Annotated in this window: 20 protein-coding genes, 1 tRNA gene and 1 pseudogene; 14 read left to right on the top strand and 8 right to left on the bottom strand. The window is 70.9% G+C overall.

All coding sequences use genetic code 11. The features are described from left to right. Positions 1-380: 380 nt before the first annotated feature. The 4 genes and pseudogenes from AGRA3207_RS11760 to AGRA3207_RS40225 all read right to left on the bottom strand — a co-directional run. Positions 381-929, bottom strand: coding sequence for a UTRA domain-containing protein (locus tag AGRA3207_RS11760; RefSeq protein ID WP_231334633.1), 549 nt, complete (start codon positions 927-929; stop codon positions 381-383). 103 nt (positions 930-1,032) lie between these two features. Continuing rightward, positions 1,033-1,356 carry a hypothetical protein gene (locus AGRA3207_RS11755; RefSeq protein WP_231334632.1) on the bottom strand — a complete coding sequence of 108 codons (324 nt, stop codon included), beginning with the start codon at positions 1,354-1,356 and terminating at the stop codon, positions 1,033-1,035. Between the two features lie 378 nt (positions 1,357-1,734). Further along, positions 1,735-2,619, bottom strand: a complete 885-nt coding sequence (locus AGRA3207_RS11750) for an XRE family transcriptional regulator (RefSeq protein ID WP_231334631.1) — start codon at positions 2,617-2,619, stop codon at positions 1,735-1,737. 255 nt (positions 2,620-2,874) lie between these two features. Next, positions 2,875-3,024: pseudogene (locus AGRA3207_RS40225) on the bottom strand (helix-turn-helix domain-containing protein); the annotation flags it as partial. A 275-nt stretch (positions 3,025-3,299) separates the two neighbouring features. Between AGRA3207_RS40225 and AGRA3207_RS11745 the strand changes: the two are divergent. From AGRA3207_RS11745 to AGRA3207_RS11725, 5 genes are all read left to right on the top strand, one after another. Next, positions 3,300-3,662 carry an ATP-binding protein gene (locus tag AGRA3207_RS11745; RefSeq protein WP_231334630.1) on the top strand — a complete coding sequence of 121 codons (363 nt, stop codon included), beginning with the start codon at positions 3,300-3,302 and terminating at the stop codon, positions 3,660-3,662. After that, positions 3,659-3,898: a hypothetical protein gene (locus AGRA3207_RS11740; protein ID WP_231334629.1), complete on the top strand. Its 240-nt coding sequence runs from the start codon at positions 3,659-3,661 to the stop codon at positions 3,896-3,898. The genes AGRA3207_RS11745 and AGRA3207_RS11740 overlap by 4 nt, the downstream gene beginning before the upstream one ends. After that, the gene (locus AGRA3207_RS11735) at positions 3,885-4,451 is read left to right on the top strand and encodes a MerR family transcriptional regulator (RefSeq protein WP_231334628.1); all 567 of its coding nucleotides are present in this window, start codon (positions 3,885-3,887) and stop codon (positions 4,449-4,451) included. The genes AGRA3207_RS11740 and AGRA3207_RS11735 overlap by 14 nt, the downstream gene beginning before the upstream one ends. A 222-nt stretch (positions 4,452-4,673) precedes the next feature. Then, positions 4,674-5,027 (top strand): hypothetical protein, encoded by a 354-nt coding sequence (locus AGRA3207_RS11730; protein ID WP_231334627.1) that lies wholly within the window; start codon positions 4,674-4,676, stop codon positions 5,025-5,027. A gap of 146 nt (positions 5,028-5,173) precedes the next feature. After that, on the top strand, positions 5,174-5,674 hold the full coding sequence (locus AGRA3207_RS11725; protein WP_231334626.1) for a hypothetical protein: 501 nt from the start codon (positions 5,174-5,176) through the stop codon (positions 5,672-5,674). Positions 5,675-5,841: 167 nt separating this feature from the next. On the opposite strand, the gene AGRA3207_RS11720 is transcribed toward AGRA3207_RS11725, so the two are convergent. Further along, positions 5,842-6,981, bottom strand: a complete 1,140-nt coding sequence (locus AGRA3207_RS11720) for a PQQ-dependent sugar dehydrogenase (protein WP_231334625.1) — start codon at positions 6,979-6,981, stop codon at positions 5,842-5,844. Between the two features lie 647 nt (positions 6,982-7,628). Here AGRA3207_RS11720 and dpgA point away from each other — a divergent pair. From dpgA to AGRA3207_RS11690, 6 genes are all read left to right on the top strand, one after another. Then, complete coding sequence (gene dpgA, locus AGRA3207_RS11715; RefSeq protein WP_231334624.1) at positions 7,629-8,798, top strand: 3,5-dihydroxyphenylacetyl-CoA synthase DpgA; 1,170 nt, start codon at positions 7,629-7,631, stop codon at positions 8,796-8,798. Then, positions 8,795-9,514, top strand: a complete 720-nt coding sequence (gene dpgB, locus AGRA3207_RS11710; protein WP_231334623.1) for an enoyl-CoA-hydratase DpgB — start codon at positions 8,795-8,797, stop codon at positions 9,512-9,514. The genes dpgA and dpgB overlap by 4 nt, the downstream gene beginning before the upstream one ends. Next, positions 9,511-10,824, top strand: a complete 1,314-nt coding sequence (gene dpgC, locus AGRA3207_RS11705; protein ID WP_231334622.1) for a (3,5-dihydroxyphenyl)acetyl-CoA 1,2-dioxygenase DpgC — start codon at positions 9,511-9,513, stop codon at positions 10,822-10,824. The genes dpgB and dpgC overlap by 4 nt, the downstream gene beginning before the upstream one ends. Before the next feature lie 16 nt (positions 10,825-10,840). After that, positions 10,841-11,647: an enoyl-CoA-hydratase DpgD gene (gene dpgD, locus AGRA3207_RS11700; protein ID WP_231334621.1), complete on the top strand. Its 807-nt coding sequence runs from the start codon at positions 10,841-10,843 to the stop codon at positions 11,645-11,647. Between the two features lie 656 nt (positions 11,648-12,303). Continuing rightward, complete coding sequence (locus AGRA3207_RS11695) at positions 12,304-13,206, top strand: ParB/RepB/Spo0J family partition protein (RefSeq protein WP_476692279.1); 903 nt, start codon at positions 12,304-12,306, stop codon at positions 13,204-13,206. A 237-nt stretch (positions 13,207-13,443) separates the two neighbouring features. Continuing rightward, a complete protein-coding gene (locus tag AGRA3207_RS11690) occupies positions 13,444-14,442 on the top strand; it encodes a VOC family protein (RefSeq protein WP_231334619.1) in 999 nt (332 codons plus the stop codon). Between the two features lie 70 nt (positions 14,443-14,512). Here AGRA3207_RS11690 and AGRA3207_RS11685 read toward each other — a convergent pair. After that, a tRNA-Leu gene (locus AGRA3207_RS11685) sits at positions 14,513-14,585 on the bottom strand. A 237-nt stretch (positions 14,586-14,822) separates the two neighbouring features. On the opposite strand from AGRA3207_RS11685, the gene AGRA3207_RS11680 reads away from it, so the two are divergent. From AGRA3207_RS11680 to AGRA3207_RS11670, 3 genes are all read left to right on the top strand, one after another. Beyond that, the gene (locus AGRA3207_RS11680) at positions 14,823-17,285 is read left to right on the top strand and encodes an aminotransferase class I/II-fold pyridoxal phosphate-dependent enzyme (protein WP_231334618.1); all 2,463 of its coding nucleotides are present in this window, start codon (positions 14,823-14,825) and stop codon (positions 17,283-17,285) included. Positions 17,286-17,621: 336 nt separating this feature from the next. Beyond that, positions 17,622-18,569: a ParB N-terminal domain-containing protein gene (locus AGRA3207_RS11675; RefSeq protein ID WP_231334617.1), complete on the top strand. Its 948-nt coding sequence runs from the start codon at positions 17,622-17,624 to the stop codon at positions 18,567-18,569. A gap of 242 nt (positions 18,570-18,811) precedes the next feature. Continuing rightward, positions 18,812-19,279: a cold-shock protein gene (locus AGRA3207_RS11670; protein ID WP_231334616.1), complete on the top strand. Its 468-nt coding sequence runs from the start codon at positions 18,812-18,814 to the stop codon at positions 19,277-19,279. A 203-nt stretch (positions 19,280-19,482) separates the two neighbouring features. Here AGRA3207_RS11670 and htpG read toward each other — a convergent pair whose 3' ends face one another. Both htpG and AGRA3207_RS11660 read right to left on the bottom strand, forming a co-directional pair. Further along, entirely contained in the window at positions 19,483-21,543 is a 2,061-nt protein-coding gene (gene htpG, locus AGRA3207_RS11665) for a molecular chaperone HtpG (protein ID WP_231334615.1), read from the bottom strand. Positions 21,544-21,661: 118 nt separating this feature from the next. Then, positions 21,662-23,602: an ABC transporter ATP-binding protein gene (locus AGRA3207_RS11660; protein ID WP_231334614.1), complete on the bottom strand. Its 1,941-nt coding sequence runs from the start codon at positions 23,600-23,602 to the stop codon at positions 21,662-21,664. Between the last annotated feature and the right edge of the window lie 9 nt (positions 23,603-23,611).

Here is a 23,611-nt window from a genome sequence, read left to right as displayed (position 1 = left end):
GCGACTAACCGGCCGTCCGCGCCGAGTGCCTCTCCGGCGTTCCCGATGGTGCGAGCGTGCCCCCGCCGTCGCCGACCCGTAGTAACCGACGGTCGCGCACTCGGCGGCGACGCGCGGCCCGCGCCGCGCGCGAGCGACGCGAGGCGTCGCGGCGGGGGGAGAGGGGCAGGGGGGAGGGGGCGTGAGCCCCCTCCCCCCGCCTGCGCGTGAGCCCCCCGGCAGGCGCGTGGCGGGCTGCCCGTGGTGGGCGCGGACCTCGACGACATTTGCCCGTCCTCCCTTTGGGGAGGCGAACGCCCGTCAGGGCGTGAGCCGTGGGCGGGTGGGCCCGTCTTGACCTGGTTGGGAAAATCCTCACACAGGTCGTTTCTCCGCCCTGGTCAGTCCCTCTTAATCTGCACGCGATAGACGAAGTTGCCCCAGAGATGGACCGGACCACGGTGCCATGACACTTCGACGACCCGGTCAGTGGCGTCGTACGCGACGTGGTACATCTCGAATACAGGTTGATCGTCTTGGATGTTGAAGTAAGCCTGCTCGTCGCTCGTAGGCGGCCTGGATAGCGTGAGGTACTCGTCGGCGTAGACCTCTTCGTACCCAAGCTCTTTCATGCGCGTGAGCATTCCGCCTTGGGGCTGGGTGAGATCTTCCAGCTGAGTGCCGAACGCGATGTCGGCGGGGATGTAGCTGGGTGCACGCTGTACGAGCACGTCATCCGCGTACATGTCCCGATCGCGAACGAGTACCTCGGTGTTCGGCTCGCTGCCGAGTAACTCGGCGATTCGGGCGGGCGGGACCTCCCTCCGCACAGTAGTTTCGGAGCGCGGTGTCATGCCTTGGCGACGGACTTCGGCCGCGAAGCCGCCACGGTCCTCTGCGCGTTTAGCCGCACTGTACCGGTCGCGGGCGTCTCGGGTGATCTGTGGCATGTAGGTCACCTTCGTCTTTCTTCCTTGTCAAGCCCTGTCTGCGAAGCCCCTGTAAGGATCTGTTGATCGTATTGTCGGAGACGCCGAACTCAACGGCCAGTTTTCACTGGCTAGGAAAGTCTGACCCTCGGGGATACGGCGAATCCTCTCTGAGGATGCGATCAAGCAAGATCGCTGCGATGCCGTTAGCGCTGAGGGTCCCACCCACGGCGATGATGTCGGCGGTGAGATCGGGGATGAAGGCGCCCCACGGCTGCGTGTCGATCGTGTGGTGGTACTCCTCGACCGCTTTTTCCCAGTCGGTCACGTCAGCCGGGGCATCCAGCGTGTTAACCACGTCGGACATGATGCGCTCTAGTCCACCTGGCGGGATCATTTGTCCTGCACCTAGCGCGGTGAACATTCGGGTCGCGGCGCGGCGCTTCACCTCATCGTCCCCCCAATCGAGAGGAGTAGGACTCGGCTCCGCGGTACCCACGCTGTCATCCTCCGGGCGACTGCGGACCTTGATAGGGCGTGGCCGTGGAGGACAGCGGAGACGGGCAAGTGTCCCCGCCGCCCCAAGTGCCTCATCCAACGCCTTGCGCGAGCGACGCGGGGCGTCGCGGCGGGGGGGAGGGGGTAGGGGGCGTGAGCCCCTACCCCCGCCTGCGCGTGAGCGCCCCCCGGCAGGCGCGTGGCGGGCTGCCCGTGGTGGGCGGCGGGCCTGGACGACGGCTGTCCGCTCTCTGTGGGAGACGCACGTCCGTAGAGCGTGAGCCGTGGGCGGGCGGGCCCGCCCGTCCTTACCTGGTAGGGAGAATCCTCACACAGTGAGTCCGGCTGCGAGTGCCCTGACGTCCCGGGCTTCGGGGAGCCTCCGGTCCTGGCTGGGTAGCATCGCCAAGAGCTCGGCAGCTAGGCGGCGCTGCGTGGTGTTGGGCTTAGCACCATCGAGGCTGGCGAGAGCGTGGCGGAGCCCCTCCCCGGATGTCCCCTGCCGGACCAGGACCAGCGCGCGGATGACCTGGAGATTGACCACTGGAACGAGGGCATTAGGCGGGGAAAGCGCGAGGGCGCGATCGAGTATTGCCCCGGCTCGCGGATCATTGGTCAGCGCATAGGCGTACGCTTCCCACCAGCGGAGCACCCATTCCGATGTGGCTCCGGACTCGGCCGTTTCAGACAGGCGCTGCACAGCGGCCTGTGTGGCCGCTCCATCACGTTTGCGGGCTGCCAGCGTCAGCTGCGTGATCCCTGCCATTGCGGCGGGGGCGGAGGGCTTCTCTCCCGCGAGGTGGGTGACCCGATCTGCTAGTGATGTGATCGCATCGTCGGCACGGGATGTCCACAAGGCGACCTTGGCCTCCCTGCCGATCACCCACGCCAACAGGTTCCGGTCTCCCGACGCGTGGGCCGCCCGGCGGGCGACGTCCCATGACGTCCGTGCGGCCCGGCGCTGGCCCACGTCATCGAACTGGACAGCCAACAGGGCGGATAGTCTGGCGCTCACGCGTAACAAGTCCGCCTGAGCGGCGGGAGGGTAACGCTTTCGGCTGAGGATCCCACCCACGGCGATGATGTCGGCGGTGAGATCGGGGATGAAGGCGCCCCACGGCTGCGTGTCGATCGTGTGGTGGTACTCCTCGACCGCTTTTTCCCAGTCGGTCAGGTCAGGCGGGGCATCCAGCGTGTTAACCACGTCGGACATGATGCGCTCTAGTACGCCTGGCGGGATCATTTGTCCGGCACCTAGCGCGGTGAACATTCGGGTCGCGGCGCGGCGCTTCACCTCATCGTCCCCCCAATCGTGAGGAGTAGGACTCGGCTCCACGGTACCCGCGCTGTCATCCTCCGGGCGACTGCGGACCTTGATAGGGCGCGGCCGTGGAGGACAGCGGAGACGGGCAAGTGTCCCCGCCGCCCCAAGTGCCTCATCCAACACTTTGGCCAGCTTGACGGAGGGTCGCGCCCCGTTGGAGACGCGTGAGAGGTGTCCCGCATCGAAGGACACGCGCTCGGCCAACTCCCGCAGCGAGATGCCCCTTTCGCTCCGAAGTGCACGGAATCGTTCAGCGAAGGCCGTCTCGGTGATCTCTTCTGGGCTCGGGGGCATGCGATTCCCGTCTGTCGCCAACAGTTGCGTTTCCCTGCCGCGGCCTTGCGGAGCAACACGGGGCAACACCTTCACGGTAACAGCTGGGGAGCGTTTACATGGGGCCACTCAAAATAGAGCGGCCCCGGTCCCGACGTTCGAGCGTCGGGAGGGTCCGGGGCCTAAACCCGACGCTGGAGGTCGGATCTTATGGGCAATCCTAGGGGCATCCCGTCAGGGGTGAGGCGGTCAAAGGTCACATATCGGCGTAGGTCTCTCGCGGCGGGGGGCCGGGGATGTCGGGTGTGATCCTCGCTCATGAGCCGGAAAGCAGCGCGGCGGCTCGGGAGTTCGTCCGGAAGGCTGCGGCTGATTGGCCCGTCGATTTCGACGATCTCGTCATCGTTGTCGGTGAACTGGTCGGGAACGCGGTACTTCATACGCGGGGCGAATCGATCGTGGTCCGGGCTTACGAGTTGCCTGCGTGGTACGTGGTGGAGGTCTGGGACTACTCCCCCCGGATGCCTGAGCCCCGGACGCCGGATCTGGCCTGGGAGTCGGGGCGCGGGCTGGTGGTGGTGGCGGAGCTTGCGGGCGAGTGGGGCGTGCGGCGGCTGCCCGCTGGTGGCAAGGCGGTCTTCGCGCGGTGGGCGCGGTGACCACGCCCGAGGAACGGGCCGTGGACGCCCTGTATCTGCGGGCGGTGATCCGGGTCTATGAGCGGTGGGCGCGGGGCGCGGCGGGGCCGGTGGTGCCCGACGGTGAACGGCTGCGGGCCGAGCGCATCGTCCGCAGCGCCTCCGAAATCCTAGAAATGCGTGAATCGGATGGCGGGCCGGACGACGGTGCCGCTCTCAGCAAGGAATGGAAAAGGGAGGCAAATGAGGAAGGCTGAGATTCCGGCTGAATGGGCGGCGCTCGATTGGTTTTGCGAGGGGGCCACGCTGACTCCGGGTGAGGCGTCCGAAATTCTGGGGTTGCCGACTCGGACGGTGCGGCGGTGGGCGGTGCTCGGTCACGTGCGTGGCACCGGGCTGGAGCCGGACCGGGCCCCCTGGTCTCACACGCTGTACTCGGGTGCGGACGTGCAGGCGCTGGATGCGCTGCTGGAGGGGGCGAGGGAGTCCAGGGGCCCGGCGTCGCCGGTGACCTTGCGGGATGTCGCGCGGGTGCATGTGCCGTATCAGATGTACGAGCCGGTGGACGGTGCGGCGCCCGGCGGTGGCCGGGAGGGCGTCCGCCACCAGTTGGAGGCGGCTGTCGCGCTGGTCTGCGATGTGTACGCCGGGGTGCTGGAGGCGAAGCTGGACGATGCCCAGCGCGCGGAGATCACGGCGGCGGCTGAGACGGCGTTGCAGCGGGTGCTGCGGCGGGTGCCTCACGGCCCGGCGGGCAGCGCGGGAAGTGACCAGATCGCGGGGAGTCAGGCGACGGACGGTCAGAGGTGAGAAGGGCGACGCTCCCGATTTCCAGCGTCCGCAGATTATGACCCGGATTCGCGAAAGGGGATGAAAGGACAAGTGGAAGAGGCGGAGGCGCCTGGGGCTCGGGCGCTCAAATGGCACTCGCTTGAGTGGTATCGCCAGGGGGATTTCCTCAACTCGGGGCAGGCGGCCGAGCTTCTGGGGGTGTCGCGGCGGAAGGTTCGGCGGTGGGCGTTGCACGGTCACGTGCGCGGTCTCGGGGTGGTGGACGAGGGGTGCCGGACGAGCTATTCGGGGGAGGACGTGCGGGCGCTGGCCGCGCTGCTGGGGGTGGTCCGGGTGCTCAAGGGCGACCCGCCGCCCACCTTGCGGGATGTCGAGCGGGTCCACCTGGCATATGAGCTGTACGGGCCGGGGGACGTCCAGACCGGCAATAGCGGGGGCTGGCTGCTGATGGAGGCGATCCGGGTGGTCTCGGCCGCCTATGCCGGGGCTCTGGAGGAGGCGGGGCTGGACGCGGCGCTGCGCCGTCCCATCACGGGATCGGCTGATGCTGCGGTGCGGCGGTCGCTGCGGATGCCCGGCAAGGACGCGTGGTGAGGGCGGCGCGGGATGGCCATGGCGGGGGCGCGGTGAGCGGGGAGGTACCCGGCCCGGGTGCTGCGGATGGTTCGGCAGGCGGGGTGCCGGTGCCGGTGGCTGGGGTCTGTCCGGGCTGCGCACCGCTGGGTGGGGCGTGCGGCGCGGTGGGCTCGCATGCGGCGGCGTCGGTCCTGGAGGGTCTGCGCGAGGTGTCGATCCGCCTCGATGCGGCGGTTTCGGCGTCGGGGTCGGGCGTGCCGTGGCTGACGCTGGGGCAGATGTGCGTCTTCGTGGAGATCGTCAATGACGTGTTGCTGTCGGCCTGGCAGGCGCTGGGACTGGCGGCGGACCGGACGACGGGCATCCGCCAGTGCGAGGTGCGCGACGCTGCGCGGGGGCCGGTGGTGGCGCCGGGGACGAACTTGGCCGCGAAGCTCACCGCGCCGCGTGGAATCGAGGGTGACCGGCTGGAGGAGACGGATGCGGCGCTGACCCACCTGGGAGCGGCTCAGGATGGGCTGGAGGTGGCGCGGCACGTGGTGAACATGGCCACGGGGGTGCTGTTCGATCTGCCCGGGGACACCGGCCGCGCAAGTCCTGGGCGGATGGGCGACCGGGGAGTGTGCGCTGTGTGCAGGGTGCCCTGGTGGACGCCGTCTGGGTGAGACCGCGCTGCGGGTGTGAGGGGGCCGTTGCCTGAAAGGGCCGCGGCCCCCTTTTTCGGCGTGCGTGAGGGCTGGGCGCCGGGAGGGAGGACGCGATCAGGCCCCCGGGCGGGGCCCGCCGGGGTGCCGGCGGGCCGGGGTCTCCGCCCGGGGGCCTGTCCGCGGTCTCAGCGACCCGCGGGCTTGACCTGCGGGAAGCGGAGGATGCGGTCATCGCTCGCGTCGGGCCTGCCGCGCCCGTCGCGGTTGCTCGTCGTCACCCAGAGGAAGCCGTCCGGGCCGAAGGCGACCGTCCGCAGCCGCCCGTTGGTGCCCTGGAGCACCGCGGTGGGGCTGCCCTTCGTCCCGCCCTTGCCGTCCAGCGGGACCTGCCACAGCCGCCGTCCGCCGAGGCCGGCGACGTACAGGGTGTCGCCCGCGACGGCCGCGCCGCTCGGCGAGGCGTCCTTGGTCGCCCAGGTGGCGATGGGGGCGCGGAACTTCGGCTCGCCGCCGGGGCCCTCGACCTCCGGCCATCCGTAGTTGCCGCCCGCGACGATGTAGTTGGCCTCGTCCCAGGTGTCCTGGCCGAATTCGGCGGCGTACATCAGCCCGGCGCTGCTCCAGGCGAGCCCCTGCACGTTGCGGTGCCCGAGGGTGTAGATCACCGTCTTCGGGTCGGGGTTGCCGGGGGCGGGGGACCCGTCCGGCTTCATCCTCAGGATCTTCCCGGACGGGCTGGCCGGGTTCTGGGCGTTCGGCTTCTGCCCGGCGTCTCCGGTGCCGGCGTAGAGCATTCCGTCGGGGCCGAAGGCGATACGGCCGCCATCATGGAATGAGTTCTTGGGAATTCCGGAGTAGACGACCTCCTGCTGCGGGGAGGCCGCGAGCTTGAAGCGGACGATCCGGTTGTCGGAGGCCGCGGTGTAGTAGGCGTAGACGTAGCCGTCCTGCGCATAGGTCGGCGAGACCGCGATGCCGAGGAGCCCGCCCTCACCGGCGGGCTGCACCCCGGTGAGCTTGGCCACCTCGACCGGCTGCGAGCCCGGGACCACCTTCAGGATGCGGGCGCTGTTGCGCTCGGACACCAGGGCACTGCCATCCGGCAGGAAGGCCAGCCCCCAGGGGACCGTCAGGTTGGACGCCGCGACCTGCGGGGCGGAGAAGTCGAACGCGGGGTCCGCGGCCGTCCGCTGTGCCGTCCGCGTGAGGGCGGCCTGCGGCGTGACGGCGGCCTGCGGCGCGGGGGACGCCGGGGCGATCACGACGGACGCCGCGGCGAAGACCGCGGCCGGGGCCAGCGAGCGCATCGTCAGGGGCATGTTCATTCCCAGTCACCTCGAATCAGTTCGTGCGCCCGAAAGAACTACCGGGCTGAATTCGCGACCGTTGAGGGACTGTCCGGCGGGGTGGTCCGGCGGGACAGATGTTCTCCCGGGTCTGTCGGCGGCATAAAGCCTGCTGAGGGACGGGACGGCACTGGGAGCCTCACTGCTGTGCCTTTTTTTGTGGCGGGCAGGGCGCTTGGGTCGCAAGATGTTGGAGCGCTCTGTATCGCCTCGTAAGGTACCCGCCACATCGTCCGATGTGAAGACTCCAGTTTTTCACCTTTCACATGCGGCCATCCTGTGATAATCGAATATCGGCGTGACCTGGAAACTCTGGCGGTCGCGGCACAGATCGCGGCCGGTGCCGTCACGCCCGCCTTTCGAGGCCCCTGGAGGGCGGCCCGCGCCCGCGCCGCGGACGGCCGGGAACTCTGCAGTTGGACGCGCGCCCGGCGTCGGCGCTGGTCACCGCCGTCCCCCTTGGACGCTCGTTGGCCGCGCCGAGAGCACCGGGTTACCGTGACCCGGCCCCGCCGCGGGGCCCGTGGCTCCGCGGCAGAACCCCCCGAAAGGCGGCAAAAGGTGCCGGAGATCAGAGTCAAGCGATTAACCAGGAGCAAGACCCGGATGTGGGGGTGGACGTTCCGATGACCATCAGCATCGAGCGGCCGGAGACCGCGCCCGCGCGGCCCCTCGCCGTCCCGCGCCGCCGCGGCGCCGCCGTCCCCGCCCGGATCGCCGGCGTCGGGACCGCCGTCACGGCCACCTCCTACGCCCAGGACGAACTGCTCGACCTGCTCCAGATCACCGACCCGAAGATCCGGTCGGTCTTCCTCAACAGCGCGATCGACCGCAGGCACCTCACCCTTCCCCCGGACGGCGGCGGGGGCGCGCGGGAGCCCGAGGCACAGGGCGACCTGCTGGACAAGCACAAGAGGCTGGCCGTCGAGATGGGCGCCGAGGCGCTCGCCGCCTGCCTGGAGCGGGCGGGCGCCGGGCTGGCGGACCTGCGCCACCTGTGCTGCGTGACCTCGACCGGGTTCCTCACGCCCGGCCTGAGCGCCCTGCTCATCCGCGAACTCGGCATCGACCGGCACTGCGGCCGGACCGACATCGTCGGGATGGGCTGCAACGCGGGCCTCAACGCCCTCAACGTCGTCGCGGGCTGGGCCGCGGCGCACCCCGGCGAACTCGCCATCGTGCTGTGCGCCGAGGCGTGCTCGGCCGCCTACACCTTCGACTCGACGATGCGGACGGCCGTCGTGAACAGCCTGTTCGGCGACGGCGCCGCCGCGGTGGCCCTCATCGCGGACGCCCCGGACGCCCCGGATGCCCCGGATGCCCCGGACCCACGTCCCCTGCCTTCCGGGCGGCCGGGACCGCGGATCCTCGACTTCGCGAGCTGCATCATCACCGACGCGGTCGACGCCATGCGCTACGACTGGGACCGCGACCAGGGCAGGTTCAGCTTCTTCCTCGACCCGCAGATCCCCTACGTGGTCGGCGCGCACGCCGAGATCGTCGTCGACCGCCTCCTGCACGGCAACGGCCTGCGCCGCAGCGACGTCGCCCACTGGCTGGTGCACTCGGGCGGCAAGAAGGTCATCGACGCCGTCGTGGTCAACCTCGGGCTGAGCCGCCACGACGTCCGCCACACCGTCGGCGTGCTGCGCGACTACGGGAACGTCTCCAGTGCCTCGTTCCTCTTCTCCTACGAGCGCCTCCTGCTGGAGGACGCGGCCCGGCCGGGCGACTACGGGGTGCTCATGACGATGGGTCCCGGTTCCACGATCGAGACGGCGCTGGTCCAGTGGTGAGCCCGGCGGGATCGGACGGCCGCACCGTCCTGCGGATCGATGGCGCGCAACCCCTCTCCGCGAGCACCGTGCAGATGGTGACCGCGGTCTGCGACCGGGTCGAGGACCACGGCCGTCCCGGCGTCGTCGAGGTGCACGTGTCCGGCGCGCCCGGCCCGCACTGGACGAGCGGCCTCACCGCGCCCCTGGTGACCAAGTGGGAGCGCGCGGTGCGGCGCCTGGAGCGGCTGCCGATGACGACGGTCGCGGTGGCGTCCGGCGACTGCGGCGGGACGGCGCTCGACGTCCTGCTGGCCGCCGACCTGCGCGTCGCCGAGCGCGGGACGCGCCTCCTGGTCGCGACGGACGGGTCGGTGACCTGGCCGGGAATGGCCCTCTACCGGCTCGTCCAGCAGGCGGGCCCGGCGGCGGTGCGGCGCGCGGTGCTGCTCGGCGCGCCGATCGAGACCGGGCAGGCGCTCGCCCTGAACCTCCTCGACGAGGTCGTCGACGACCCGGCCGGGCAGGTCGCGGCGCTGGCCGCGTCCGGGCTGGTGTCCGAGCGGGAGCTGGCGATCCGGCGGCAGCTGATGTTCGAGGCCGCCACCACGAGCTTCGAGGACGCGCTGGGCGCGCACCTGGCCGCCTGCGACCGGGCCCTGCGCCGGGGCGCGGACGGGCCGCCGCGGCCGGGCGTCGCGGCCGGGGCCGCCGGGGCCGCGGGAGCGGTGTCGTGAGCGCCGCGGTCACGGCGCCGCCGGGGGAGGACCTCCGGCGCGCCGCCGCCGCGCTGGCGGCCGCGGCCGAGCGCGTCGACGAGCAGCTCGTCTCACTGCCGCCCCCCGGATCGCGGTCGCCGCGGCAGCGCGCCGCCGCCGCGGCGGCGCACGACGGGGCGCGGGCGCTGCGCGTCCGGTTCATGGAGGAGCACGGGACGCGGGTCTACGACCGGCTCACCGACGGGCGCGCCCGCCGGCTGCGGCTGGCCGAGCTGGTGGAGGCCGCCGCGACGGCCTTTCCCGGGCTCGTCCCCACCTCCGGGCAGCTCGCCGCCGAGCGGAGCCGGGCGCAGGCGGGCAAGGAGGGCCTGGAGATCGACCAGGGCATCTTCCTGCGCGCCGTGCTGCGCTCGCCCGTCGCCGGTCCGCACCTGCTCGACTCCATGCTGCGGCCGACGCCCCGGGCGCTCGGGCTGCTGCCCGAGTTCACCCGCACCGGCCTGGTCGAGATGGAGTCGGTGCGCCTGGAACGGCGCGACGGCGTGGCCCGGCTGACCCTGTGCCGCGACGACTGCCTGAACGCCGAGGACGAGCGGCAGGTCGACGACATGGAGACCGCGGTCGACCTGGCGCTGCTCGACCCGGGCGTCCGGGTCGGGCTCGTCCGCGGCGGCGAGATGAGCCACCCCCGCTACCGGGGCAGGCGGGTGTTCAGCGCCGGAATCAACCTCAAGAGCCTGCACGCCGGGGACATCTCGCTGGTCGGCTTCCTGCTGCGGCGCGAGCTCGGCTACATCGGCAAGCTCGTCCGGGGCGTGCTGGTGGAGGGCGACGGGAGCTGGCACGCGCCCACCGTCGAGAAACCCTGGACGGCCGCCGTGGACACCTTCGCGATCGGCGGCGGCGCGCAGTTGCTGCTGGTGTTCGACCAGGTCCTCGCCGCCTCCGACTCCTACTTCAGCCTTCCGGCCGCCCGGGAGGGCATCGTCCCGGGCGCGGGCAACCTCCGCCTCGGCCGGGTCGCCGGGGCGCGGCTCGCGCGCCAGGTGATCCTGGGAGGCCGCCGGATCTGGGCGACGGAGCCCGAGGCGCGGCTGCTGGCGGACGAGGTCGTCGAGCCCGAGCTGCTCGACGGCGCGGTCGAGGCGGCCGTCCTCCGGCTCGACGGCGAGGCGGTCGTCGCCAACCGGCGGATGCTGAACCTCGCGGAGGAGCCGCCGGAGGAGTTCCGCCGGTACATGGCCGAGTTCGCGTTCCAGCAGTCGCTCCGGCTGTACGGCGAGGACGTCCTGGAGAAGGTGGGGCGCTTCGCGGGGCGGCCGCGATGAGCGGGAGGCGGCCGCGATGAGCGCGGCGGACGGCGTCCGGGTGCGCTACGAGAAGAAGGACCACGTCGCCCGCGTCACCCTGGACAGGCCCGAGGTCCTCAACGCGATGGACCTGCGGACGCACGAGGAGCTCGCCGCGGTCTGGGACGACGTCGAGTCCGACGACGCGGTCCGCGTCGCGGTGCTCACCGGCGCCGGCGACCGGGCCTTCTCGGTCGGGCAGGACCTGAAGGAGCGGGCCCGGCTGGACGGGCGGGGCGCGCCCCCGACGACGTTCGGCAGCCGGGGGCAGCCCGGCTGGCCCAGGCTGACCGAGCGCTTCACCCTGTCCACACCGGTGATCGCGCGGGTCCACGGGTACGCGCTCGGCGGCGGTTTCGAGCTGGCGCTGGCGTGCGACCTCATCGTCGCGTCCGAGGAGGCGGTCTTCGCGCTCCCGGAGGCGGGGCTCGGCCTCGTCCCGGGGGCGGGCGGCGCGTTCCGGCTGGCGCGGCAGCTGCCCCTGAAGGTCGCGATGGGGTACCTGCTCACCGGACGCCGGATGACCGCGGCGACGGCCCTGCGGTTCGGGCTGGTGAACGACGTCGTCCCGTACGAGGACCTGGACCGGTGTGTGGACGAGTGGACCGGCGACCTGCTCAGGAGCGCCCCGCTGTCGGTGCGGGCGCTCAAGGAGAGCGTCCTCCGGTCGGTCGACATGCCGCTGGAGGAGGCGTTCTCGTCCCGGTACGTCTGGGAGGAGCGGCGCCGGGCCAGCGCTGACGCGGTCGAGGGGGTGCGGGCCTTCGCCGAGCGGCGCGAGCCCGTCTGGTCCGGACGCTGACACCGGCGGCCCGGCGTCCCGAATGGGCGTTCGCCTCCGGCCGGGAACACGCGCCCGCGATCATCCCCGCGGGAACACGTCCTCCCTGGTCGCCATTGTTTCGACCGTTCCGATTGCAGTGATCGTGATGTCCGCCGGGACGACGCGGCAAGACCGCGTCACTCACCGTGATTCGCTAGAGAGGGGCAATTTGCCCTGTTCATTCACTCTTCGCACCCGCCAGGCCCCTGGAGTGCGACGATGGCCGAAATGACCGCATCCGGCCGTCGTCTATGTCCCTTAAGGAGGGATCGAATAGCATTAACTTCTGTTAAAAGCGATCGGGGTAATCCGTTGAAAATTGTACAACGGGTGATCGCGCTGTTTCTGGCCGTCATTTCCGGACCGTAGTTAAAGGGGGATATGTTCTGCGCCGTACACGCTGATCAGCCAAAATGAAGATAGTTCAACTTTGTGCGACCGAGGAATCGGTACCGATGGCCACCGCCAACGGTGTGTACCCCGATCCCTACAACCCCCGCTGTCTGTTGTCATCAGCCCACAAGGCGCGATTCAGATGCTGAGGAGTTGACTTGCAGTCCGCACCGAGTCAAGTTGACCTACATTCGGTGGAAGAAGTCGAAATAAGCTCGCTTTCGGCGGGTGGTTCTCCGCGAATGGCGGGGGAGAGTCCCGCACACGTGGAGACCCTCGTCACCTGTGCGGCGCAGCTTCCACCGATCATCGTGCACCGCCCCAGCATGCGCGTCATCGACGGCATGCACCGGCTCCGCGCCGCGGAACTGCTCGGCCGGCGGAAGATCGCCGTCCGGTTCTTCGACGGGCCGGAGGAGGACGCGTTCGTCCTCGCCGTCCAGTCGAACATCGCGCACGGTCTCCCGCTGTCCCTGGCCGACCGCAAGCACGCCGCGGAACGGGTGATCGCCTCTCATCCCCAATGGTCGGACCGGATGATCGCGTCGGTCACCGGGATCTCGGCCAAGACGGTCGCCGAGATCCGCAAGAGCGCCGGCGCCGACTCCGCCGGAGGGGCCGGGCGGATCGGCAAGGACGGGCGCGTCCGGTCCAGCGACGTGACCGAGGGACGGCGCCTCGCCCACGAGATGATCATCAAGAACCCCGGCCTCTCCCTGCGCCAGGTCGCCCGGGCCGCCGGGATATCGCCCGAGACCGTCCGGGACGTCAAGAACCGCGTGATGCGCGGCGAGGACCCCCTGCCCCAGGGGCGGTCGAGAGAGCTGCTCGGCCAGGGCGCCGCCGGAACGCTCGCCACCTCGGCGGCCCTGCCCGTGACCCCCGCTTCCGCACCCGGCTCGGCGCCGCCGTCCTCGGCGGTGATCGAGCGACTGCGGGCCGATCCGGCACTGCGATTCAACGAGAACGGCCGCGACCTCTTACGGCTGCTGAACCTGCACACCCTCCGGACGGAGGATTGGAACAAGATAGTCGACAGCGTGCCTCCGCACCGTAAGGAAGCGGTGGCCCATCTCGCGCGCGACTGCGCACGCAAGTGGCTGGAACTCGCTTCACTGATCGAACGAAATGTGGTCCAGGCCTGACGCCGTCCGGCGAGCCGCCGCCCCGCCGGCCCGCCCCTCCGGCCCGGCCCGCCGAGGGTCACCTGAATGTAATCCGGCCGATCCCCTGACGCCGGTTCGACATATTTCCCCCGCATGTCCAAGTGATGGGAACGCTCAGTTGGGCGGCCGCGACTTCGAGGGCCGTCCGCATGAATTGACCGATCCGCAGCGATGGCGCCCGGCCCGGCCGCCGGGCGTCACCACGGAGGTGGCACATTGGAGATCCGGTCGGTGGACCACATCGAGGTGTTCGCCGGGGACGCGGACCGTTCCGCGCGCGAACTGCGCGACTGTTTCGGTTTCGCCCTCGCCGGCCGGGGCGGCCCGGACACCGGCCTGCGGGGCTGTGAGTCCGTGCTGCTGCGCCAGCGCGACATCACCCTGCTGCTGACCTCCCCGACCGACGCCCGCCACCGGGCCGCCGAGTTCGTCCGGGCGCACGGGGACGGGGTCGCGGTCGTCGGCATCGGCGTCGACGACGCGCGGGACGCGTTCGCCGAGGCCGTGGAGCGGGGCGCCGTCCCGGTGTCCCCGCCGGAGACCTCCGGGCCCGCGGGCGCCCGGGTCACGTTCGCCTCGGTGATCGGATTCGGGGACGTGGAGCACCGCTTCGTCTCCCGGGACCGGCCGGAGGCGCCCTTCGCGCCCGTCGTCGACGAGATCGGCTGCGGCCGGTCCGGTGGCGGCCTCCTCCGGTCGGTCGACCACTTCGCGGTGTGCGTCCCGGCGGACGCGGTGGAGGAGACCGTGCACCGCTACCGGGAGGCGTTCGGCCTCATCGAGACCTCCTGCGGCCGGACGGTGCCCGGCCGCCGGGTGGTCCGGAGCGCATCCGGGGAGGTGACCTTCACCATCGCCGGGCCGGTCCGCGGTGCCGACAGTCCCGGTGCCGACAGTCCCGGCGCGTTCGTCGAGTCGCACGGCGGGGCCGGGATCCAGCACGTCGCCTTCCTGACCGAGGACATCGCCGCCGCCGTGCGCACCGGCATGGAGCGGGGGACCCGGTTCGTGCCCGCGCCGCCGGGCTACTACGACGCGCTGACCGCTCGGCTGGGCCCGATCGGCGTGCCGGTGGACGACCTCCGCGGGCTCGGCATCCTCGCCGACCGCGACGCCTCGGGGGTCCTGCTGCAGGTCTCCTCGCGGTCGGTGCACCCGAGGGGCACCCTGTTCTACGAACTGATCGACCGCCGGGGCGCCCGTGTTCACGCATGATCGTTCATGGACGCCGGAAATAGACCCGGAACGCGTGTGCGGACAGGTCCGCCACCGCATCGCCGACAGGTACCCCCCATCGGATTCGAACCGACAACTAATCCCTTTTAAGGGGACCGCCTCTACCATTGGGCCAAGGGGGCTTTGATGGTCTGATCCTAACCACGGGGCACGGTGTATATCGACCATTTTTCGGTCGATCGTTGGACGCTTGCGGGTGAGGCCGTGAACGCGGGACGGCCTGCGGGGAGGGCGTTCCCGCATGCCGGAATTCGGCGGAGTTTTGCGTGCTTCCTGCCTCCGGAGGCCCCTCCGGGCGTCTCTTGGAAATGGAGTACCTTCATGTCCGTGTATTCTTGATCGGCTGCGGAGGACAGGCGATGGAAATAACGCTGAGCGGTATCGCGCGGCTGGCCAGGGAAGGGCTCGACCCCGTGGCCTGGGATTTCATCGACGGCGGCGGGGACCGCGCGCTCGACGCCAATATCGAGGCATTCGACAGGATCCGATTACGGCCGTCCGTACTGCGCGGCACGGCATGTCCGGAGACCGCGACGACGCTTTTCGGCCGCGCCTGGGACGCGCCGGTCGCGGTCGCCCCGCTGGCCCACCAGACCCTCGCGCACCCGCTGGGCGAGGTCGGCACCGTGCGCGGGACCGCCGCCGCGGCCACGGTCCCGGTCGTCGTCAGCGCGCTCGCCGGCCGCGACCTGGAGGAGATCGCCGGGGAGTCCGGTGTGCCGCTCTGGCTCCAGCTCTACTGCCTGCGCGACCCTGCGGTCACCCGGAGCCTCGTCGAGCGGGCGGCGGCCGCGGGCTTCGAGGCGCTCGTCCTCACCGCCGGGTCGCCGCCCCCCGGTCCCTGGCCGTCCGGCGACGGGCACGGACCCGATGGGCCGGGCACGCGCGCCCTGGCCGACACCGACCCCCGCGCCGACTGGTCGGCGGTCGGGCGGCTGCGCTCGATCAGCCCGATGCCGGTCCTGGTCAAGGGGATCATGACGGGCGCCGACGCCCGGCGCGCGGCCGACGCCGGGGCGGACGGCGTCGTGGTGTCCAACCACGGCGGCGGACGGCTCGACGGCGTCTGCGCGTCCCTGGACGCGCTGCCGGAGGTCGCGGCGGCCGTCGGCGGCCGCGTCCCCGTCCTCCTCGACGGAGGGGTGCGCCGGGGCCGGGACGTGGTCGCCGCTCTCGCGCTCGGCGCGGACGCGGTCCTGCTCGGCCGTCCCGTGCTGCACGGCCTCGCGGCCGCCGGTGCCGAGGGCGTGACGAGGGTGCTGGGCCTCCTGCTGGAGGAGCTGGCCGGCGCGATGGCGCTCGCGGGGATCGCGGACGTGGCCGGCATCGGGCCCGAGACCGTCACGACGGTCCCGCCGCCCCGGCCGGAGATCCGCGGTGCCCGTCCCGCCGGACAGGGCGTCCGCCCCCTCACCCGTCAGGCACCGGCGACCGGCGCGCAGCGTGCCAGCGAGGTGGAGCGTGCCGGTGCGGAGCGTGCCGGTGTGGAGCGTGCCGGTGGGACGGGCGGTGTGGTGCTGCACAAGGAGGACCTGCACCCCAGTGTCGCCGACCCCGTCATGGACACGATGAACTTCCTGAACGAGGTGACGCTGCGCTATCCGGACGCGGTGTCCTTCGCGCCCGGGCGCCCGTACGACGGGTTCTTCGACACCGGGATGGTCTTCGCCTACGTGCGCCGCTACCTCGACCATCTGGCGGAGAGCGGCAACACGCCGGAACAGGTGCGCGACGCGCTGTTCCAGTACGGCCCCTCCGCGGGACGCATCCGCGATCTCATCGCCACGTCGCTGCGCCTGGACGAGGGGATCGACGTGCCGCCGGAGGCGATCGTCGTCACCGTCGGCTGCCAGGAGGCGATGTTCCTGGCCGTCCGCGCGCTCATGTCGGGGCCGGACGACGTGCTGCTCGTCTCCAGCCCCTGCTACCCGGGCGTCACCGGCGCGGCGCGGCTGCTGGACGTCGGGCTGACCGCCGTCCCCGAGGGGCGGGACGGCCTGTCGTGCGCCGACCTGGAGGCCGCGGTCCTGGCCGAGCGGGCGCGCGGGCGGCGGCCGAGGGCCGTGTACGTCATCCCGGACCATTCGAACCCGTCCGGTGTCACGATGCCGCTGCGGGCCCGGCACGAACTGCTGGAGCTCGCGGGACTCCTCGACATCCTCATTCTGGAGGACAGCCCGTACCGGCTCGTCAGCCCGGGTGCGCAGGTGCCGACGCTGAAGTCCCTCGACCGCGAGCGCAGGGTGGTCCACCTCGGCTCCTACGCCAAGACCATCTTCCCCGGCGCGCGGGTCGGCTACGCGGTCGCCGACCAGCCCGTGGTCGCGCCGGACGGCCGGACGGGCCTGCTGGCCGCCGAGCTCGCCAGGATCAAGAGCATGGTCACGGTGAACACCTCGCCGCTCAGCCAGGCGGCGGTCGGCGGCGCGCTGCTGGGCGCCGGCGGCCGCGTCTCGGAGCTGAACACCGAGACGGCCGCCTACTACGAGGACACGATGCGGCACACGCTCCGCTGCCTGGAGGAGGAGTTCCCGGCCGAGCGCCGGGCCCGGCTCGGCATGGGCTGGAACGAGCCCGGCGGCGGCTTCTTCCTCACCCTCCGGGTCCCGTTCCGCGCCGACAACGCCGCGCTGGCACGGTCCGCGCAGGACTTCGGGGTCATCTGGACGCCGATGGCGTACTTCTACCCGGAGGGCGGCGGCCACCACACGGTGCGGCTGTCCACCAGCTACCTGACGCACGCCGACAGCCGCGAGGGCGTCGCCCGGCTGGCCGGCTTCATCGAGGCGGAGGTCGCCGCCGCCGCACGCGCCCCCGCGTGAGGCCGCATTACCCGGAATGGCACGGATGGCGAATGTCCAAGTGCCCAAGTCCGCGCTTGGACAGATGATGGCAGATGGCGGTCATTTTCCGCGGTCCCGCAATGGGATAACCGGCGTGATCGCGGCCGTGCGGAGATCGCCACTTGTCAACGGCCCTTGATATTTGTCAAGTGCTAACTTAAATTACGAGGCGATGGGTTGAACTTTGCGGCAGTGCCGGCCGTGACCGAGGGTCCGGGCGGGGGGAGAGGTCATGTCGCGCTCTTACGTACGGGAGTGGCATTGGAAAGCCCAGGTCAGAACCAGTTATGCCTTATTTCTCAAGATGAACCGGTAATGGTGCCGGTCGACGTGCTTGAGCGGGCGGACTCTCCCCGCCTTGAGGGCGAGAACACCGAGCACATTCGTGCGCTCGCCGATATGGACTCCGCCCTGCCGCCGATCCTCGTGCACCGCAGGACGATGCGCGTGGTCGATGGAATGCACCGGCTGCGCGCGGCCGTTCTCAAAGGACAGCGCGAGATCAGGGTGCGCTACATCGACGGCGCCGACTCCGATGTGTTCGTCGCCGCCGTCCGGGCCAACATCGGGCACGGGCTCCCGCTGTCGCTGTCGGACCGGGAGGCCGCGGCGGCGCGCATCCTGACCACGCACCCGCAGTGGTCGGACCGCGCCATCGCCGAGGCCGCGGGCCTGGCGTCCACGACGGTCGCCCGGATCAGGAGCCGCACGACCGACAAGGACTCGCAGCCCGACATGCGGATCGGCAAGGACGGGCGGGTCCGCCCGATCAACGGCGCCGCCGGGCGGCGGCTGGCCGGGAGGCTGTTCGCCGAGCGTCCGGGCGCCTCGCTCCGCGAGATCGCCGAGATGGCGGGCATCTCCCCGGCGACGGCGAAGGACGTCCGCGAACGCCTGCGCCGCGGCGACGACCCGGTGCCCGCCAAGCTGACGCTCGCCGAGCGCAAGAGCGAGGCCGCGGCCCGCGGCGACGGGCGGGAGCCGCCGGTCGTCAGCACGCTGCGCAAGGGGCGCATGCCGGACGCCGACCAGATCCTGCGCAAACTGCTCCGCGACCCCTCCCTCCGCCTGAACGACAACGGGCGCCTCCTGCTGCGCTGGCTGAGCGCCCGTTCGGTGAACACCCAGGAATGGGAGGGCATCGAGGACGAGATCCCGGCGCACTGCGTTCCCCTCGTCGCCGATCTGGCCCTCGGCATCGCCTATGAGTGGGAAAGGTTCGCCGAGGTCCTGAAGAGAAGGGCGCGTGCCGAGATGGCGTAGCGGACCCTTACCGGGCCCGGCCGGCGCCCGTCACCCACTCACCGGCGGCGGCACGGGTCGGGCGGCCGCCGCCGGTGCGGAATGCGCCGTACCGCACCGAGATCAAGGGCGCCGGGGTTACCATCGCAGTGTTCCCGCGGGCCGGAAGTTGAAATCTCCGCATTGTTCCAATCCGGTGTCCGGTGCGTGGCGGGGATTATCTCGTTGGACGAGGCGCGCTGTTTGTTTGTGGAGGGGTGGGCATGGCGAAGACCGGTAAGATTCTGCGGTTCGATGACTTGCGCGGATACGGGTTCATCGTTCCCGATGGCGGCGGCGAGGACGTCTTCGTCCACGCCAACGACCTTCTGGACGAGAAAGTGGCATTCTCGCCGGGAACGCCCGTGGAGTTCGAGGTGACCCAGGGGGAGCGCGGCCTGAAGGCGTTCGCCGTGCGCGTCAAGGAGGCGGAGCGCCCGCCGGGCGCCGAGAGGACCGCGCCCGTGAACGGCCACGCCGACACGGCGGGGAAAGGCGCGGACAGAGGCGCCCTCGCGCACAGGCACGACGAGGACGACGGGCTCTGCGACGTCCTGTCCGAGCGGGAGTTCGTCCAGGAGCTGACCGAGCTGCTGCTGGCGGAGGCACCCGAGCTGACCGGAACGCAGGTCACGCACCTGCGCCGGAAGCTCCTGGACTTCGCGCAGAGGTACGGCTGGGTCGAGGGCTGAGAACACGCCCGCACGACACGTCCGTAAGACACTCCCGCGGGACACGTCGGCCTCTCGGCCGTCCGGGGACACGGTTCAGGGCGGGGCCCCGCAAGGCCCCGCCCATCCGTTGAATCGCCCGCGCGTGATCCGCCCGCGCGCCGGGATGCGCGGACCGTCCCGATCACGCCGGATCACCGCGGGCCGGGACGTCCTGGCACCTCCTACGCGCCTTCCGCCTGCCGGTCACCCTCGGCGTCGCCGCTCGTGCTCTCCGCGTCAGCGGCCGAGGCGTCCGCGGGACCGTCCTCCCCGGACGGCGCGTCGCCGGCCAGCGCCACCAGCAGGTCGTTGAGGTGGCCGACGAACGACGCCGGGTCGTCGATCCGCGCGCCCAGCGTGAGGACGGCCTGGTTGAACAGCACGTGCGCCCAGTCGGCGAGGCGCGGGTCGTCCTGCCGCCGGTTGAGCCGCTCCACCAGCGGATGCTCCGGGTTGATCTCCAGCACCGGCTGGTTCGGCAGGCCCGAGCCCCGCATCCGCTGCGCGAGGCCGAAGTCCGTCACGGCCTCGTTGGCGACGATGCAGGCCGGCGAGGTGGTGAGGCGGCTGGTCACCCGGACGTCGTACGCCTGCCCGGCCAGGATCGCCTTCAGCTTGCCGAGCAGGGCGGCGTACTCGGCGGTGGCCTTCTCCGCCGCCTCCTTCTCCGCGTCGTCCTCCAGCCCGCCGAAGTCGGGGACGCCCTGCGCGACCGACTGGAGCCGCTTGCCGCCGAACTCCTGGACCAGGCCGGTCACCACCCAGTTGTCCACGGCCTCGCCGAGGAGGAGCACCTCGATGCCCTTCTTGCGGAACGCTTCGAGGTGGGGGCTCGCGGAGGCGGCGGCGAGGGTCGGGGCCAGCAGGTAGTAGATCTTGTCCTGGCCCTCCTTCATCCGGTCCACGTAGTCGTGGAGCGAGACGTCCGCGTCCTGCGTGGAGGAGTGCGTGGACGTGAAGCGCAGCAGCTCGGCGATGTCCTCGCGGTGGTCGTAGTCGTCGGCGATGCCCTCCTTGAGGACGGCGCCGAACTCCTTCCAGAACGCGGCGTACTTCCCGGGGTCGTTCGCGGCCAGGTCCTTGAGGAGCCTCAGCACCTTCTTGACCGCGCTCGACCTGATGTGGTCGACGGCGCGGCTGCTCTGGAGCATCTCCCGGGAGACGTTCAGCGGCAGGTCCGCGGAGTCGATGACACCCCGGACGAACCGCAGGTACCGCGGCATCAGCTGGCCCGTGTCCTCCAGGATGAAGACCCGCTGGACGTGCAGCTTCACGCCGTGGCGGGACTGCTGGATCCACAGGTCGTAGGGGGCGCTGGAGGGGACGAACAGCAGCATCGTGTACTCGTACCTGCCCTCCACCTTGGCGTGCAGGTAGGCGAGCGGGGGCGCGAAGTCGTTGCTGATGTGGCGGTAGTAGTCGTGGTAGTCGGTCTCGGACAGCTCGCTCTTCGGGCGGGTCCACAGCGCCGACGCGCGGTTGACGGTGGTCTCCGCGACCGCCGTGCCGCCCGCGTCCGCCGCCCCGCCCGCGTCGTCCGCGCCGCCCTCCGCGCCTGCGGCGTCCGCGTCCGTCTTCGCCGCGCCGCCCCCGTCCTCGGACGGCATGACGATCGGCAGGCTGATGTGGTCGGAGTACCGCTGGATGATCGTCCTCAGGCGGTACCCGTTCAGCAGGTCGTCCTCGCCCTCGCGGAGGTGGAGCACGATCGTGGTGCCCCGCTCCGGCCGCTCGACGGACTCCAGGGTGTACTCGCCCTTGCCGTCGGACGTCCAGCGGACGCCGTCGCCCGCGTCCAGCCCGGCGCGCCGGGTCGTCAGGACGACCCGCTCGGCCACGACGAAGGCGGAGTAGAAGCCCACGCCGAACTGCCCGATCAGCGCGGCGTCGCTGCGCTGGTCGCCGGTCAGGGCCTTCAGGAACTCGGCGGTGCCGGACTTGGCGATGGTGCCGATGTTCTCGATGACCTCGTCGCGGCTCATGCCGATACCGTTGTCGGAGATCGTGATCGTGCCCGCGTCCTTGTCGTGGTCGACGCGGATCTGGAACCGTTCCCCCTCGTCGGCCAGTTCGGGCCGGGAGAACCGCTCGAAGCGCAGCCGGTCGATCGCGTCGGAGGCGTTCGAGATCAGCTCGCGCAGGAAGATCTCCTTGTTGCTGTAGAGCGAATGCGCCATGAGGTCCAAGATCTGCGCGACCTCGGCCTGAAAGGTGAAAGTCTCTTCATCCGCCTGTACGGTCACCGGCTACCTCATCGTGATGTCGGACAGCTGGCCCGCGGCCCCCGGGAATCAGGCGGGCAACGCCGGCCATTGATCGGGCCAAGCCTAAAATTGGGGCGTTTGGCCGGTCAACCGTCCTTCACGGCGTGCCGGGGGAATGCGCGGCCGAGCCGATGTCCGCGCCGTTCACCGCCTGGCCGGCGAATTGCGTCCGGTATAGGTCGGCGTAGAGCCCGCCCGCGGCGAAGAGCTCACCGTGCGTCCCGCGTTCCCGGATCCGGCCGCCGTCGAGGACGAGGATCTGGTCGGCCTCGTGGATGGTGGAGAGCCGGTGGGCGATGACCAGGGAGGTCCGCCCGGCGAGCGCGGTCTTGAGGGCGCGCTGGATCGCCGCCTCGGACTCGGAGTCCAGGTGCGCGGTGGCCTCGTCGAGGACGACGATCGGCGGGGACTTGAGCAGCAGCCGCGCCAGGGCCACCCGCTGCTTCTCCCCGCCGGACAGCCGGTAGCCGCGGTCGCCGACGACGGTGTCGAGGCCGTCGGGGAGCGCGGAGATCGTGTCCCAGATCCGCGCCGCGTCGCACGCCTCGACGAGCTCGGCCTCGGTGGCGTCCGGGCGCGCGTACAGCAGGTTGGTCCGGATCGTGTCGTGGAACAGGTGCGCGTCCTGGGTGACGACGCCGACGGCGTCGTGGAGGGACCGCATGGTCAGGTCCCGCACGTCGTGGCCGCCGATCCGGACGGTCCCCGAGGTCGGGTCGTAGAGCCGGGGGACGAGGTGGGTGACGGTCGTCTTCCCGGCGCCCGACGGGCCGACCAGCGCGGTCAGCCTCCCGGCGGGGGCACGGAAGCTCACCCCGTCGAGGACCTGCGGGCTGCCGTGCTTCTCCGGGACGGGCAGCGCGATCGACTCCAGCGAGGCCAGGGACACCTCCTCGGGCCCCGGGTAGCGGAAGGACACCTCGCCGAACTCGATGTCCGGCGCCGTCGCGCCGTCGTCCTCCGGGGCGGGCAGCGGGTGCGCCGCGGGACGCTCGGCGACCAGCGGGCGCAGGTCCAGCATCTCGAAGACACGGTCGAAGCTGACCAGCGCGATCATGACGTTGACCTGCATGTTCGATAGCTGGTTGATGGGTCCGTACAGCCGCAGCAGCAGCGTGACCATCGCCACGAGCGTGCCGATCTGCAGCGTGCCGTCGATGGCGAGGACGCCGCCGAGGCCGTAGACCAGGGCGGTGGCGACGCCGGTGATCAGGGTGGTGATGATGAAGAGCATCCGCCCGAAGACGGTCGTCGAGACGGCGATGTCACGGACGCGCGCCGCCTTGCGGGTGAAGGTGCCGGTCTCCTGGTCGGTCCGGCCGTACAGCTTCGCCAGCATCGCGCCGGCGACGTTGAACCGCTCGTTCATCATCGAGCTCATGTCGGCGTTGAGCTGCATGCCCTCGCGGGTGAGCCGCTGGAGCCTGCGCCCGATGACCTTGGCGGGGAGGAGGAAGAACGGGATCATGACCAGGGCCACAAGGGTGATCTGCCATGACAGTAAGAACATTGTGGCGAGGACGAGGACCAGCGTCAGCAGCGTGGACACCGTCTGCGTGAGCAGCGTCGTGACCGCCTGCTGCGCTCCGACGATGTCGGTGTTGAGCCTGCTGACCAGGGCCCCGGTCTGCGCGCGCGTGAAGAACGCGAGCGACTGCCGCTGGACGTGGGCGAACACCTTGCAGCGCAGGTCGTAGACGATCCCCTGGCCGACCCGTCCGGAGAACAGCGTCTGGACGTAGATGGCGCCCACGTCCACCAGCGCCAGGCCGGCGATGACCAGCGACAGGCCCACCACGACGTCGTCGTGGCGGGGCATGATCCCGTCATCGATGATCATTTTGAGCAGGACGGGGCTGGTGGCGACGATGACCGCGTCCAGCACCGTCATCAGCATCAGCACCACCAGCGACCAGCGGTAGCGCATCGCGTAGGGCACGATGCGCCGCACGGTGCCGGGTTTGATCTTCTGGCGGGTGATCGATCCGTCGACCCCCGGCCGCATCGGACCCATGCGCGGGCCACCCATCATGGCCATGGAAACCCC

This window comes from Actinomadura graeca (genome assembly GCF_019175365.1).
GTDB lineage: Bacteria > Actinomycetota > Actinomycetes > Streptosporangiales > Streptosporangiaceae > Spirillospora > Spirillospora graeca.
The sequence above is the reverse complement of the archived record's forward strand: the minus strand, read 5'-3'. Positions and strand labels throughout refer to the sequence as shown.

What these genes read in the sequence shown, in the direction of transcription:
- AGRA3207_RS11670 (WP_231334616.1), top strand. Translation starts at nt 18,812, where the DNA reads ATGGCGAAGACCGGTAAGATTCTGCGGTTCGATGACTTGCGCGGATAC.
- AGRA3207_RS11760 (WP_231334633.1), bottom strand. Translation starts at nt 929, where the DNA reads ATGCCACAGATCACCCGAGACGCCCGCGACCGGTACAGTGCGGCTAAA.
- AGRA3207_RS11720 (WP_231334625.1), bottom strand. Translation starts at nt 6,981, where the DNA reads ATGAACATGCCCCTGACGATGCGCTCGCTGGCCCCGGCCGCGGTCTTC.
- AGRA3207_RS11680 (WP_231334618.1), top strand. Translation starts at nt 14,823, where the DNA reads ATGGAAATAACGCTGAGCGGTATCGCGCGGCTGGCCAGGGAAGGGCTC.
- AGRA3207_RS11745 (WP_231334630.1), top strand. Translation starts at nt 3,300, where the DNA reads ATGTCGGGTGTGATCCTCGCTCATGAGCCGGAAAGCAGCGCGGCGGCT.
- AGRA3207_RS11735 (WP_231334628.1), top strand. Translation starts at nt 3,885, where the DNA reads ATGAGGAAGGCTGAGATTCCGGCTGAATGGGCGGCGCTCGATTGGTTT.
- AGRA3207_RS11675 (WP_231334617.1), top strand. Translation starts at nt 17,622, where the DNA reads ATGGTGCCGGTCGACGTGCTTGAGCGGGCGGACTCTCCCCGCCTTGAG.
- AGRA3207_RS11695 (WP_476692279.1), top strand. Translation starts at nt 12,304, where the DNA reads ATGGCGGGGGAGAGTCCCGCACACGTGGAGACCCTCGTCACCTGTGCG.
- dpgD (WP_231334621.1), top strand. Translation starts at nt 10,841, where the DNA reads ATGAGCGCGGCGGACGGCGTCCGGGTGCGCTACGAGAAGAAGGACCAC.
- AGRA3207_RS11660 (WP_231334614.1), bottom strand. Translation starts at nt 23,602, where the DNA reads ATGGCCATGATGGGTGGCCCGCGCATGGGTCCGATGCGGCCGGGGGTC.
- dpgA (WP_231334624.1), top strand. Translation starts at nt 7,629, where the DNA reads ATGACCATCAGCATCGAGCGGCCGGAGACCGCGCCCGCGCGGCCCCTC.
- AGRA3207_RS11750 (WP_231334631.1), bottom strand. Translation starts at nt 2,619, where the DNA reads ATGTCCGACGTGGTTAACACGCTGGATGCCCCGCCTGACCTGACCGAC.